This window comes from Gemmobacter denitrificans, assembly GCF_036964905.1.
GTDB classification, from domain to species: domain Bacteria; phylum Pseudomonadota; class Alphaproteobacteria; order Rhodobacterales; family Rhodobacteraceae; genus Gemmobacter; species Gemmobacter denitrificans.
In genome coordinates, this window is record NZ_JBALHR010000003.1 from 213,270 (window position 1) to 227,176 (window position 13,907).

Consider the following 13,907-nt stretch of genomic DNA (forward strand, 5'->3'; position numbering starts at 1 on the left):
CACGGTAGCATTACCCAAGATGCTAGGCCCAGGCCTGATCGGGATCGGGGAGCGGGATCGCCTCCAGCAGGTCGCGGGTATAGGCAGCTTGCGGTGCAGCGAACAATTGTGCGGTGGGGGCAAGTTCCATCATCTCACCCCGATGCAGGACCATGATCCGGTGGCACAGACGGCGGATCACGCTCAGGTCATGGCTGATGAAGGCCAGCGTCAGGCCCAGATCGCGCACCAGATCTTCAAGCAGGCGCAGAACCTGCGCCTGTGACGATACATCCAGCCCCGACACGATTTCATCTGCAAGAATGAAATCGGGCCGTAAGGCGATGGCCCGCGCAATGCCAACCCTTTGCCGCTGTCCGCCCGACAGTTCATGCGGATAGCGCGTCGCGAAGTGCCGGGGCAGCCCGACATGATCCAGCGCCTCGGCCATCTTCGTGCCGATGCTGTCAAACCCGTGCAACGCCAGCGGGCCCGCGATGATCTGGCTGACCCGGTGGCGCGGGTTCAGGCTGCTCATCGGATCCTGAAAGATCATCTGGAAACGGCGGCGATGCGCCCGCAGGTCGGCCTCGGGTAGATGCGTGATATCGGTGCCATCAAAACGGATCGTGCCACCTGAAGGTTCCAGCAGCCGCACCATGGCCCGGCCCAGTGTCGATTTGCCCGAACCCGATCCGCCGACAATCCCGATGATCTCGCCGCGCGGGATGCAAAAGTTCAGACCTTTCAGAACCTCGATCCGGGGTGCCGCCCCGAAAGGCGGCTTGCGCGTCATGTCGGCCAGTGAGAGGCGCAGGTTTTCAACCTGATACAGATCAGCCATGCTTGCCCCCGGAAATGCCTGCGTCATAAGCCACGATCTCGGCCCGGACCTGCGCAAGGATGGCTTCGGGGACCGGGGTCAGTGACCCGTCAGGGTCGGTGTATTTCGGCGTCGCAGCCAGCAGGGCGGCAGAATAGGCATGGCGCGGGGCCGCGAAGAAATCGCGCATCGCAGCCTGTTCCAGCACCCGCCCGGCATAAAGCACCGACAGGCTGCCACAGACTTTCGACACCACGCCCAGATCATGCGTGACAAACAGCAGTGCGGTGCCATGGCGGGCCTGCATCCCGGCGATCAACCGCAGGATCTGTTTCTGCACCGTCACATCCAGCGCCGTCGTCGGTTCATCCGCCACGATCAACCGGGGTTCGGCCGCAAAGGCCGATGCGATCAATATGCGCTGCCGCATCCCGCCCGAAAGCTCATGCGGGTATTGCCGCAAAACACGGGCCGGATCATTGACCTGCACTTCTTCCAGCAATTCAAGCGCGCGCGCCTCGGCCCGGTTGCGCGACCAGCCCAGAATATCCACCAGACGGTCGGTGATCTGGGGCCCTATCCGGCGGCTTGGGTTCAACGCCGTCAGCGGGTCTTGCGGGATCAGCGCGGCCATCCGGCCGATCTGGCGGCGGCGTTCGCCCGGGGGCAGGGCAAGAAGGTCCTGCCCATCCAGCAGGATCTGCCCCGCCGTTACCGCCACAGCACGCGGCAGGATACCCAGCACCGCCTTGCCGATCATGCTCTTGCCGGCACCGCTTTCGCCCACCAGCCCATGCACCTCGCCCGCCGCCACATCCAGCGAAACCCCGCGCAACAGCGGTGCCCCGGTGTCCCGCAGCGCGAGGCAAAGATTGCGGATCGACAGAAAGCTCATCGCAGCACCGGATCGAAATGGTCCTTCAATCCTTCACCCAACTGGCTGAAGGCAAGGACGGTCAGGAACAGCGTCACAAGGGGGAACACCAGCACCCACCAGGCCTGATGCACCGAAAGCCGCCCTTCGGCGATCATCCCGCCCCAGGTCGGATCGTCGGTCGAAATGGACAGGTTCACAAAGGACAGGATCGCCTCCACAATCACCGCGATGCCCATTTCCAGCGTCAGCAGCACCACAAGTGTCGGCAGCACATTGGGCAGGATTTCCCGCAGCATGGTGCCCATGCGCCCGCGCCCCGCTATCTGGGCCGAGGCGACATAATCCATCGCCCCCTGCGCCATGGCTTCGGCCCGGATCACCCGGGCAAAGCGGGTCCAGTCGATGATGACGATGGCCAGAATGATCGACCCCACGCCGGGGCCGATGACGGCAATCAGCAGGATGGAAAACAGGACCGGCGGAAAGGCCATCCAGATATCGATCAGCCGTGAAATGACCACATCGACCCAACCGCGCAGAAATCCGGCCAGAAGGCCAAGCATGCCGCCCACCAGACAGGTGATGCTGCCCGCGATCAGGGCCACCACCAGCGCCAGACGGGCGCCATGCAGGATCCGGCTCAGCACATCGCGGCCCAGACTGTCAGTGCCAAGCCAGTATCCGGGTTCTGCCCCCGCCATCCAGAACGGCGGCAGCCGTGTCAGAAACAGATCCTGAGCCAGCGGGTCCTGCGGTGCGATCAAGGGCGCGGCCAATGCGGCCAGCACCAGAAGCGTCAGCCATCCCGCCGACAGCCGCAACCGCCAGCCCATCTTGCGGCGCAGCATCCCCCGCCCATCGGTCAGATCAGCCATGGCGCAGCCTCGGGTTCAGAACGGTGTACAGCAGATCGACGATGAAATTCACCGCCGTGAAGATGACCGCAAACAGGATGACGATGCCCTGGATCAGCGGCAGGTCCCGGTTGATCACCGCGTCAATCGCCATGTTGCCAAGACCTTCATAGGAAAACAGCCGCTCTACGATCACCGTGCCGCCGATCAGAAAAGTGAATTGCACCCCCACAAGGGTCAGCGTCGGCAGAATGGCATTGGGCAGCGCTTCACGCGTGATCACATGGTTTTCGCCATAGCCCTTGGTGCGGGCCAGCGTCACATAATCCAGATGCATGGTTTCCTTCAGGCTTTGCTTCAGCAATTGCCCGATGATTGCGGCCAGCGGGATCGCCAGCGCCAAGGCCGGCATCAGCATATGGCTGACAATATCGGCCCAGAGATCGAACCGCAGCCGGATCAGACTTTCGAACAGGTAAAACCCGGTGGTGAAAGGCAGATCGAGCGATGGCGTCACCCGGCCCGAAATGTGAAAGACCGGCATCAAAACCCCGAACAGCAGGATCAGCGCCAGCCCCCACAGAAAATCCGGCACCGAAAGCGCCACACCATTGGCGATGTCGATCGCACCTTCGGCCCTCGTGCCGCGCAGCCTTGTGCCGGTCAGCGCGGCCATGCCGCCAAGCGCCACAGCCATGACCAGCGCCATGACCGAAAGCTCCAGCGTGGCAGGCAGACGCCCCAGCACAAGATCCAGCACTGGCTGGCGGGTGGTGATCGACAGGCCGAAATCGCCCTGCAACACCCCCTGACCCCAGATCAGGAATTGCGCCGGGATCGATTTGTCCAAACCGTAAAGCGCGGTCAGCCGCGCCACATCGGCCTCGGTTGCGCCGGGGGGCAGCATCATTGCCACCGGATTGCCGGGCACCACCCGGATCACCACGAAGACGATCACTGCCACCCCGATCAGCGTTACCGCCGTGGTGCCAATCCGCCCGATCAACCTTTGCCAGAACACATGCCTCTCCCGTCCGCGCCCCTGCGCAGCCTGCCTTTATCTTGGTCCAAATATCCCGCGGGGATCCGGGGGCGCGAAGCCCCCGGTGGCCTGCAGATCAGGCCCGCTTCATCAGATGGGGCAGCAGGGCACCCGAAGCATGCGGCGTCACGCTCACACCCGGCGCGTGCAGGATGGGCTGCACATATTGCAGCAGCGGGATCACCAGCGCATTTTCCGCGATATGGCGGTCCACGGCCTTCCAGCCCTCGATCCGTTTGGCTTCATCCGCCTCTCCCCAAAGCGGGCCGATCATGCCGATCAGGTCCTCGCCATCCCAGACGCTGTGCGGCGAGGGGCCGAACATCGCAAACCCGGTCGAGGTGGTCGGATCGCCCACCGAATTGCCCCAGTTGTAGAAGGCGGCGGGGGCAAGCTGGTCTGCGGCGCGCAATTCGTAATGCTTGGCGATTTCGTAAACCTCGATCTCTGCCTCGATCCCGACCTTGCGCCACAGGCCCACGATCGCCTGCACCATTTCATAATCCTTGGGCTTGAACCCCTTGGTGGTCTGGATCTTGAACTTGACAGGATTGTCGGGGCCATAGCCGCTGGCGGCCAGCAGTTCAGCGGCCTTGGCCGGATCGTAGCCCACCTTGATCTCTGCGTCATAGGCGGCATAGGCGGGCGTCTGCAGCGTATCGATGGCCACCCCATAGCCCGACAGCAGCCGGTCGATGATGGTCTGCTTGTCGATGGCCAGCGCCGCCGCCTTGCGCACATTGGGGTCGGTCATCACCTCGATGTCATTGAGGAAGATCATTCCGATATCGCTGACCGGGGCCGCGATGCCGCCCAGGCTGGCCTTCAGGCGATCAAATTCCTCATAGGGCACTTCCAGCGTGACATGGGCATTGCCGGATTCCACTTCGGCCACCCGCGCGGCGGCGTCGGTCACGAACTTGATGGTCACGGTGTCGAAATCGGGCTTGCCACCCCAGTAATTCGGGTTCGCCTTCAGACGGACAAAGGCGTTGCGTTCGAATTTCTCCACCATATAGGGGCCGGTGCCGATCGGGGCGGCTTCGAACCCTTCGGCCCCAACCTTTTCGTAATAGGCCTTGGGCAGCACATATCCCGTCAGGAAGTACATCCATTTGAAGATCGTCGGGTCGAACTGCATCACATCGGCGATGACCTTGTTGCCCTCGACCCGGTGATTGGCCAGCGTGCCCCAGACGAACTGGATTGGCGATCCGGTTTCGGGTTTGGCGACACGGGCAAGGCTCCAGGCCACATCCTCGGCGGTGAAGGGGCTGCCATCATGCCAGGTGACGCCTTCGCGCACGGTCATCCAGACCTGTTTGCGGTCTTCGGACCAGCCCCACTCCGTCAGCAGGCCAGGGGCGGGGCTCAGATCGGGCTGCTGCAGGATGAACTGGTCAAAGACCGACTGGTACAGCCCCTGAATGGTGGGGTTTACTGCACTGGGGCCGACCGTCGGGTCCCAGCTGGGCAGGTTGACGTTATAGGCGATCACCAATTCGTCGATGGCGGCGCTTGCGGGCAGGCCAAAGGCGGCAAGGGCTGTCGTGGCGGCGGATAATTGCAGCAGGCTGCGGCGACTGAAGTTCATCTTGGTTTCCCTGTTGGTTTTGTCGTTTGTCATTTGCCGGCGAGATGTCGTGCCAGAAGAAAGCCCGATCCGGCCCCCGTTCCCGCGCCGGGCCAGACGGCCGCGCCGGTAAGAAACAGGTTCCGGATCGGAGTGGACCCGTCCGCATGGGACCGGACGGGCCGAAACAGAAAGTTCTGGGCCAGATGGTGGCTGCCGCAAACCTGATCGCCACCCACAAGATTGGGGTTTTCGGCCTCCAGTTCGGCGGGGGAGACGATGCGTTGGGCCAATATGCCGGCACGAAAGCCGGGGGCATGGGTCTCGACGATATCCAGCGCGCGATCGGCAAAGGGGGCGGCCGCGAGCGCCCAGTCGGTTGCGCTGATCTGCCCCGCGGCATCCCCGGCGATGTGCCCGGGGGCCATGCGGACCTGCAGCCAGATCACATGCTGGCCCGCAGGGGCGCGGGTCGGGTCTATGGCGGTGGGCTGGCCCACCACGATGACCGGCTCATCCGGCAAAAGCCCGGCCTGTGCCTGCGCATAAGTCCGGGCCATCTGGTCAAGGCTTGGGGCCAGATGCACATAGGCATAGTCCTGCAGTCGTCGGTCAGCCCGCCAGTTCGGCAGGGATTGGGTGGCCAGATGCACCATCATGGTGCCGGGGGCATGGCGGTATTCGGCCATGGCGCGATCAAAACCCGGGGTGATGCCACCGGTCAGTCGGGGCAGCGCGCGGGGGGCGACGCCCGCAATCACCGCGCGGGCCGCGCCAATGCGGCGGCCATCGGCAAGGGTGATGCCGCTGGCCTTGCCGCCACTGTGGTCGATGCGGGAGACGGCTGCGCCACATTCCACAATGCCCCCGCGCGCCCTGATGGCTGCAACCAGGGCGCGGGTGATCGTATCGGCCCCACCGCGCCCGATGGCCATTCCAAAGGCCTGCCCGGCCATGCCTTCCAGATAGGGGAACAAGGCGCCGCCCGAAATGTCGGGGGCGAAATCCAGATGCATGCCCCAGGCGGCAAGCAGGGCACGGGTCTTCGGGTGTTCAAAGGTCCGCTCCAGCCAGCTGCGCGGCGATTCCAGCAGGAAACGGCCCAGGTCCAGCGTGCCGCCCAGCCCTTTGGCGCGAATCGTTTTGAACATGAAGTATGCAAGTGCATACAAATTCATGCGGCTGCTCAGCAGGCCGAAAAGATGGGGCGCCTCGGCGCTGAACCCGGCAATCAGGTCTTGCCAGCGCGCAGCATCGGCGGCGGAATGGGCAGCCAGAGACCCGGTCGTTTCCGACATGTCGGTGGACACCCCGGCCCAGCTGCCATCCGCAAAGCTGGAGGCAAAAGGCCGGGAAACCGGTACGAATTCAAGGCCATGACGCTGAAGTTCAGCGCCGTGCGCCTTGAAAAACGGGGATCCGGCGAAAAGCGACAGGTTCATGGCCGCCCAGTCATGTCGGAAACCGGGCAGAGTGTATTCCCCGGTCTTTATCGCGCCGCCCGCGACGGGGGCCTGTTCAAAAACCCCGACCTTCCAGCCCTTGCTGGCCAGATGCAGCGCACAGGCCAGCGCGTTGTGCCCAGCCCCAATGAAGACCGCGTCGAGGCTTTGCGCCATCTTGATTGCTCCCTGTTCTGCAATGATATTTGCAAACGCATATAAATCTGTCTAGTGTGATTCTCATGCGATGGTCGCCAGCAGACGCGATCGCCATTCAGGGAGAGTTCAGATGACTTCACAGGCCGTGCTGGGCCAGCTAGGTGCCATGATCCTGTCCGGCGGGATCGAGGTGGTGGATTGTTCGGGCGTTCTGGGGCCGGAAACCCCACTGCTGAAACTGCCGCCGGATTTCGCCCGTGATACGCCGCCGATCAAGATTCACCGGATCAGCGAATATGATCAGGATGGCCCGTTCTGGGCGTGGAACTGGCTGGAACTGGGCGAACACAGCGGCACGCATTTCGACGCGCCGCACCACTGGATCACCGGCAAGGATTATCCTGATGGCTATACCGACACCCTGTCGGTGCAGCGGCTGGTTGCGCCGGTGAATGTGCTGGATTTCAGCGCCGAATGTGCGGCGAACCCGGATTTCCTGCTGTCGGTTCAGCATGTGCAGGACTGGGAGGCCAAACATGGCCCGATCAATGCGGGCGAATGGGTGGTGCTGCGGTCGGATTGGGACAAGCGCGCGCATGACGAGGCGCTGTTCCTGAACGCCGATGCCACCGGACCGCATACCCCGGGGCCGACGGCCGAGGTGATCGACTATCTGCTGGGCAAGGGCATCGTGGGGTGGGGCAGCCAGTGCATCGGCACCGATGCCGGGCAGGCAGGCGGCATGACCCCGCCGTTTCCGGCGCATAACCTGTTGCACAAGAACAATTGCTTCGGTCTGGCCAGTCTCGCCAATCTGGATCGGTTGCCCGCCAAGGGGGCGATCCTGATTGCCGCTCCGCTGAAGATCAAGCAAGGCACCGGGTCGCCGATCCGTGCGCTGGCGCTGGTGCCGAAGGCATAAGGCGATGGTGGTCGATCACATCATCATCGGGTCGGGGATCAACGCGCTGGTCGCGGCGGCACTTCTGTCGATCAAGGGGGACCGCGTTCTGGTGCTGGAGCGGGAAGACCGCTTCGGCGGGTGCCTGCGGACAGAAGAGCTGATCCCCGGCTTCACCCATGATGTGATGGCCGCCACTTTCGTGCTGTTCATGACCTCGCCTGCCGGGGCGGTGCTGGGGCCGCATCTGGCCCGCCACGGGATGGAATATTGCCACACGGCCCACCCCACGGCGGTGCTGCGCCCGGATGGATCGGCGCTGGTGCTGGGGATGGACCGGGCGGCGAACATCCGGGCGTTTGACGCCCTTGCCCCCGGCGATGGCGCGGCGCATGGCCGCGATGTCGGCGGGATCGAGGCAGACGCCCCTTTCCTGTTCGCGTTTCTGGGCGGCGATCTGTGGTCCTGGCCCATGCTGAAGCTGATGCTGGGGCAGGTGCGGCGGCGGGGCTTGCGCGGGCTTGCCGCATGGTTTGGCCGTGCGCTGATCCCGGCACGCGGCTGGCTCGAAGCGTATCAGAGCCCGCTGGTTCAGGCGCTATGGGCGCCTTGGGTGCTGCATTGCGGGCTGACGCCCGAAAGCGCCACATCGGGCCAGATGGGCAAGGTGATCGCCTTTGCGCTGGAGGCGGCAGGGGCCCCTGTGGTGAAGGGGGGGGCAGGGCAGGCGGTCGAGGCCTTCCGCAGGCTTATCGTCGCGAATGGCGGGCAGATGCGCACCGGGGCCGATGTGGCCCGCATCCTGACGCGCGATGGCAGGGTGACCGGCGTGCGGCTGGCCAGTGGCGAGGAGATCGCCGCCCGCAATGTGCTGGCTTCGGTCACGCCGGGGCAATTATGGGGCCGGCTGCTGGATGCCCCAGCCGCCGAGGCCGAGGCGATCCGCAGCTTCCGCCATGGGCGGGGTAATTTTCAGCTGCACTATGCGTTGGACCGGGTTCCAGAATGGGCCAGCCCGGGGCTGGAGGATGTGGCGCTGATCCATCTGTCCGACGGGATCGACGCCGTTTCCCGATCCGCGAACGAGGCGGAGCGCGGCTTGCTGCCCGCTGTGCCCACGATCTGCGTGGGCCAACCCTCGCGGCTGGACCCGACCCGCGCCCCCGAGGGCAAGGCAGTACTCTGGCTGCAGATCCCCGATGCGCCGCGGATCATCAAGGGCGATGCGGCGGGGGAAATTGCCACAGATGGCACATGGTCGGTTGCCACGCGTGAGGCTTTTGCCGACCGGATCGAGGCGATCCTCGCCCGCCACATCAAGAATTTCGCGGCGATCAAGCTGACCCGCCGCGCCTGTTCCCCCGCCGATCTGCAGGCGATGAACATGAATCTGGTGGGCGGCGATCCCTATGGCGGGTATTGCGGTCTGGATCAGTTCTTCCTGTGGCGCCCCTTTGCCCATACGCCGGGCGCTTGTCCGGTAAGGGGCTTGCACCATATCGGTGCCTCAACCCATCCCGGCCCCGGACTTGGCGGCGGATCGGGGTTCAACGCGGCAAAGAGGCTTGGTGCATGAGTGAAGAAACCCCACCCCGGCTGGGCGAAATCGGCCTGCAGCATTTCGCCCCCTATCTGATGAACCGGATCATGGGGCGCTATAATGCCAGTTTCCGCGAAGAACTGGCCGCCCTTGGGCTGACCACGCCGAAGGCGCGTTCGCTTGCCGTGCTGTCGGTGGTCGATGGGCCGCTGATCCGCGATCTGGCGGTCTATACGGTGGTGGAGCAAAGCACGCTGTCGCGCGCGCTGGACCAGCTGGAGGCCGATGGGCTGGTACGCCGCGAGGCTGATGCCACCGACAGCCGCGCCACCCGCATCTTCATCACCGAGGCCGGGCGCGCGGCCTTTGATACGCTTTGGCCGCATATGGCGATGGCAGAACAGCAGCTGTTCCGTGGCATCCCCGATGACCAGCGCCGCGCCTTTGTGGCGACGCTGCAAACCATGCTGGCCAATATCCGCAAACACGATTTCTGACAGGGGGCCCGATGGCCGAACGATCATTCAAGGCAGAGGTGGAACATCTGCGGCTGGGTGCCGGGGCCACCTTCACCGGCGAAGGCATTCTGGCCATCACAAAGGCACTGCTGGAAAATGGCGTGGGCTATGTCGGCGGCTATCAGGGGGCACCCATCAGCCACCTGATGGATGTTCTGGCCGATGCCGAAGACCTTCTGTCAGAACTGGGGGTCCGGTTCGAGGCCAATGCGAATGAGGCAGCGGCGGCGGCGATGCTGGCGGCCAGTGTCCATTACCCCATTCGCGGTGCGGTCACCTTCAAGGGATCAGTCGGCGTCAATGTTGCCTCGGACGCGCTGGCCAATCTGGCTTCCTCGGGGGTGAATGGCGGGGCGCTGATCATCGTGGGCGAAGATTATGGCGAAGGCTCCAGCATCATGCAGGAGCGCAGCCATGCCTTTGCGATGAAATCGCAATTCTGGCTGCTGGACCCGCGCCCCAATCTGCCGTCCATCGTCAAGGCGGTCGGGGACGGGTTCGCCCTGTCCGAGGCCAGCAATACGCCGGTCATGTTGATGGTGCGGATCCGGTCCTGCCATGTGACCGGCAGTTTCCAGACCCGTGACAACCGCCCGCCGCCGCTTTCGGTCCGTGCGGCGCTGTCGAACCCGCAATCGGATTTCGCCCGCGTGGTGCTGCCGCCGATGTCCTACCGGCACGAACAGGACAAGGTGAACAACCGCTGGCCCGCCGCCGAACGCTTTATCGTGGAGCAGGGCCTGAATGAACGGATGGGCGCGGATGGCCCGGTGGGCCTTGTGCTGCAGGGGGGCATGTATAACAGCGCGATCCGGGCGCTGCAGCGGCTGGGACTGGCCGATCTGCATGGCAACAGCCAGATCCCGCTTTATGTGCTCAATGTCACCTATCCGCTGGTGGCGCCGGAATTTCTGGCCTTCGCCGCAGGCAAGCGCGCCCTTCTGGTGATCGAGGAAGGCCAGCCCGAATTCATCGAACAGCAGCTGTCCACCTATCTCTATCGTGCGCAAAGCCCCGTGCGCCTGCATGGCAAGGACATGCTGCCGATGGCGGGTGAATATACGGGCCAGGTCTTGCTGGACGGGATCGGTGCCTTTCTCAGGGCCGAAGCGCCCGAGATTCTGCCGGGTCAGGTGCGTGCGCCGAACTTTACCCTGCCAGCCATCCCCGACCTGTCGCAGACTGTGCCGATCCGCCCGCCGGGGTTCTGCACCGGCTGCCCGGAACGCCCGATCTTTGCCGCGCTGAAACTGGCGCAGCGCAAGACCGGCAAGCTGCAGATCACCGCCGATATCGGCTGCCACCTGTTCGCATCGCTGCCCCCGTTCGAAATCGGCGGCGCCACCATGGGCTATGGTCTGGGCCCCGCCGCCAATGCCGCCTTTGACGGGGGTGGGGAACGGCGGCCCTTGTCGATCCTGGGCGATGGCGGGTTCTGGCACAACGGATTGTCCAGCTCCATCGGCAATATGGTGTTCAACAAATCGGATTCCGTGGCCGTGGTGGTGGACAACTTCTATTCCGCCGCGACCGGGGGGCAGGATGTGCTGTCGTCACGGGCCAAAAATCCCAGCAAGGCGACCAACAATCCGATCCCCAAGGCGCTGGAAGGGGTGGGGGTGACATGGATCCGCCATGTCGATCGCACCTATGATGTGCCCAAGCTGCGCGCGATCTTTGAAGAGGCGCTGACCACGCCGGAAAAGGGGCCGAAGGTCATTGTCGCCTCATCCGAATGCATGCTGAACAAACAGCGGCGGGAAAAGCCACTGCGCGCGCAGGCGATCCGGGAAGGCCGCCGGGTCGAGGCCCCGCGCTTTGGCGTGGATGAGGATGTCTGCACCGGGGATCACGCCTGTATCCGCCTGTCGGGCTGCCCCTCGTTGTCGCTGAAGCGGCTGGACGATCCGCTGCGTGATGACCCGGTGGCCAGCATTGATCAGACCTGTGTGGGCTGCGGCAATTGCGGCGAGGTGGCAGACGCCGCCGTGCTGTGCCCCAGTTTTTACCGGGCCGATGTGGTGCATAACCCCGGAAGGTGGGAGGCCCGCTGGGCCGCCTTCCGCGCCCGGGTCATTGGCTGGTTGCAAACCCGCCGCGCCGCGAAACGCATCCGCTTTGGAGAGCCCGCATGACCCTGCAAGACAGCTTTACCCCCCGCGCGCCCGATGCAGCCCTGGGTCAGATCATCAAGCTGGCGGTACTGGCCGTGGGCGGGCAGGGCGGCGGTGTGCTGACCGGCTGGATCGAGGATCTGGCCCGGGCCAACGGCTATGCGGCACAGGCGACATCGGTGGCCGGGGTGGCGCAGCGCACCGGGGCCACGATCTACTATGTCGAAATGGCACCATGGACCGGCGGGCCGATGCCGGTGTTTTCGCTGGCCCCCGCGGCGGGCGATGTTGATGTGATGATCGCCGCAGAGATGATGGAGGCGGGCCGTGCGATCCTGCGCGGCTTTGTCACGCCGGATCGGACGGTGCTGATCGCCTCGACCCATCGCGCGCTGGCCGTCTCGGAAAAGATGGTGCCGGGCGATGGGATTGCATCGTCCGACGAAGTGCGCGCGGCAGCGGAGATCGCGGCGCAGCGCCTGATCATGGCTGATTTTGAACGGTTGGCTGTGGGCGCGGGCTCTGTCATTTCGGCAAGCCTGTTTGGCGGTCTGGCAGGATCGGGGGCGCTGCCCTTCCCGCGTGCGGCCTTTGAAGAGGCTATCCGGGCCAGTGGCAAAGGGGTCGAGGCCAGCCTGCGCGCCTTTGCAGTGGGATTTGATGCAGCGCAGGGCCATTCGGCTCCGGCGGCGCATAAAAAGCCCGAGGGCAAGGCAAAGGTTCTGGTGCCCGATCATCTGCGGCCGGTCTGGGCGGCGCTGGAGGCTCGGCTGGCTGGTTTGCCCGCAGCCGCACAAGCGCTGGCGCAGGCGGGCCTGCAGAAAGTGACCGATTTTCAGGGACCGGATTATGCCGCCGATTATCTGGCCCGGCTTGAGGCCTTGGCGCGGCAAGACCGGGCCGAGCGCGATTACGCCTTTACCACCATGGCCGCGAAATATGTGGCCAATGCCATGGCTTATGATGATGTGATCCGGGTTGCCGATCTGAAAACCCGTGCAGCGCGCTTTGCCCGGATCCGCAAGGAAATGGGGGCCAGGGACGACCGGCTTTTGCAGCTGACGGAATTCATGCATCCGGGGCCAGAGGAAATCGTGGGGCTTTTTCCCGCCGCCTTGGGGCGCAAGGTGCAGGCCAGCCCGGTCTGGATGGCGCGGTTGGAACGGTGGTTCAACAAGGGCCGCCGGGTGCGCACCGATACGTTGCCCAGCTTCCTGATGCTGTATGTCCTGGGCGGGCTGCGGTTCTGGCGATTGCGCACCTTGCGCCATGCCCAGGAAATGGCGCATCTGGATGCCTGGCTGGCGCGGGCGACCGACCTTCTGGCAACGGATTACGATCTGGCGGTCGAGGTGCTGAAATGCCGTCGGCTCATCAAGGGTTATTCCGATACCCATGCCCGCGGAACTTCCAAGTTTGACCGGGTTCTGCAAGGGATCGCGCTGGTGCAAGGCCGGGCCGATGCCGCCGACTGGGCCCGCCGCCTGCGCGAATCCGCCCTGCAGGATGAAGAGGGCAAGGCGCTGGACGGTGCCTTGCAGACCATCCGCAGCTTTGCCTGATGCAAAAGGCGCCCCGCGGGGCGCCTTTCGTCACAACGGCATCAGCCTGTGGAACCTTCGTTGTTCATACAGCAGGGCCGGGCCGTCGCCGTCCCGTGCGGCGGTGATCTCTCCGATAAAGACGGTATGACTGCCCGCCTCCATCACCTCGGACACCGCGCAGGACAGCGCAACCAGCGCGCTGCACAGAACCGGCACACCGGCCGCATCTGCCTGCCAGTCACCCTGCGCGAATTTCTCGGCCCCTGTCACGCCGCCCGCACCTGCAAAGCGCAGGGCGAGCGGTTGATCTGCCTCGGCCAGCAGGTTCACCGCAAAGCGCCCGCTGTCGCGCAGCATGGCACAGGTGCCGGTCGCCCGGTTCAGGCAGACCAGAAGGCTGGGCGGATCGGCTGTTACCGAACAGACGGCGGTGGCGGTGATGCCGCGCCAGTCTGCCCCTTGCCCGGTGGTGACGATCGTCACCGCACTGGGAAAGCGGCCCATGGCAGCGCGAAAGGCGGCGGGGTCGATCACGCTCATC

The 13,907-nt window shown here is 64.5% G+C and carries 12 protein-coding genes; 5 read left to right on the forward strand and 7 right to left on the reverse strand.

Annotated features, from left to right (window positions below; genetic code table 11):
- Positions 1–22 precede the first annotated feature (22 nt).
- The 6 genes from V6590_RS06775 to V6590_RS06800 all read right to left on the reverse strand — a co-directional run bounded on the left by V6590_RS06775 (position 23) and on the right by V6590_RS06800 (position 6,767).
- On the reverse strand, positions 23–823 hold the full coding sequence (locus V6590_RS06775; protein WP_335421211.1) for an ATP-binding cassette domain-containing protein: 801 nt from the start codon (positions 821–823) through the stop codon (positions 23–25).
- On the reverse strand, positions 816–1,697 hold the full coding sequence (locus V6590_RS06780; protein WP_335421213.1) for an ABC transporter ATP-binding protein: 882 nt from the start codon (positions 1,695–1,697) through the stop codon (positions 816–818). The genes V6590_RS06775 and V6590_RS06780 overlap by 8 nt, the downstream gene beginning before the upstream one ends.
- Complete coding sequence (locus tag V6590_RS06785; protein ID WP_335421215.1) at positions 1,694–2,554, reverse strand: ABC transporter permease; 861 nt, start codon at positions 2,552–2,554, stop codon at positions 1,694–1,696. The genes V6590_RS06780 and V6590_RS06785 overlap by 4 nt, the downstream gene beginning before the upstream one ends.
- Complete coding sequence (locus V6590_RS06790; protein WP_335421217.1) at positions 2,547–3,554, reverse strand: ABC transporter permease; 1,008 nt, start codon at positions 3,552–3,554, stop codon at positions 2,547–2,549. The genes V6590_RS06785 and V6590_RS06790 overlap by 8 nt, the downstream gene beginning before the upstream one ends.
- Before the next feature lie 97 nt (positions 3,555–3,651).
- A complete protein-coding gene (locus V6590_RS06795) occupies positions 3,652–5,169 on the reverse strand; it encodes an ABC transporter substrate-binding protein (protein ID WP_335421219.1) in 1,518 nt (505 codons plus the stop codon).
- Positions 5,170–5,198: 29 nt separating this feature from the next.
- Positions 5,199–6,767 (reverse strand): phytoene desaturase family protein, encoded by a 1,569-nt coding sequence (locus V6590_RS06800; RefSeq protein WP_335421221.1) that lies wholly within the window; start codon positions 6,765–6,767, stop codon positions 5,199–5,201.
- Between the two features lie 112 nt (positions 6,768–6,879).
- On the opposite strand from V6590_RS06800, the gene V6590_RS06805 reads away from it, so the two are divergent.
- The 5 genes from V6590_RS06805 to V6590_RS06825 are packed head-to-tail and all read left to right on the forward strand — an operon-like array spanning position 6,880 to position 13,384.
- On the forward strand, positions 6,880–7,671 hold the full coding sequence (locus V6590_RS06805) for a cyclase family protein (protein ID WP_335421223.1): 792 nt from the start codon (positions 6,880–6,882) through the stop codon (positions 7,669–7,671).
- A 4-nt stretch (positions 7,672–7,675) separates the two neighbouring features.
- On the forward strand, positions 7,676–9,226 hold the full coding sequence (locus V6590_RS06810) for a phytoene desaturase family protein (RefSeq protein ID WP_335421225.1): 1,551 nt from the start codon (positions 7,676–7,678) through the stop codon (positions 9,224–9,226).
- Positions 9,223–9,687, forward strand: coding sequence for a MarR family winged helix-turn-helix transcriptional regulator (locus V6590_RS06815; protein WP_335421227.1), 465 nt, complete (start codon positions 9,223–9,225; stop codon positions 9,685–9,687). Before V6590_RS06810 ends, V6590_RS06815 begins: the two co-directional genes overlap by 4 nt.
- An 11-nt stretch (positions 9,688–9,698) precedes the next feature.
- Complete coding sequence (locus V6590_RS06820; RefSeq protein ID WP_335421229.1) at positions 9,699–11,843, forward strand: thiamine pyrophosphate-dependent enzyme; 2,145 nt, start codon at positions 9,699–9,701, stop codon at positions 11,841–11,843.
- Positions 11,840–13,384 (forward strand): indolepyruvate oxidoreductase subunit beta family protein, encoded by a 1,545-nt coding sequence (locus V6590_RS06825; RefSeq protein ID WP_335421231.1) that lies wholly within the window; start codon positions 11,840–11,842, stop codon positions 13,382–13,384. The genes V6590_RS06820 and V6590_RS06825 overlap by 4 nt, the downstream gene beginning before the upstream one ends.
- 30 nt (positions 13,385–13,414) lie before the next feature.
- Here the strand turns inward: V6590_RS06825 and V6590_RS06830 are convergent, their stop codons facing one another.
- Complete coding sequence (locus V6590_RS06830; RefSeq protein ID WP_335421233.1) at positions 13,415–13,906, reverse strand: flavin reductase family protein; 492 nt, start codon at positions 13,904–13,906, stop codon at positions 13,415–13,417.
- Between the last annotated feature and the right edge of the window lies 1 nt (position 13,907).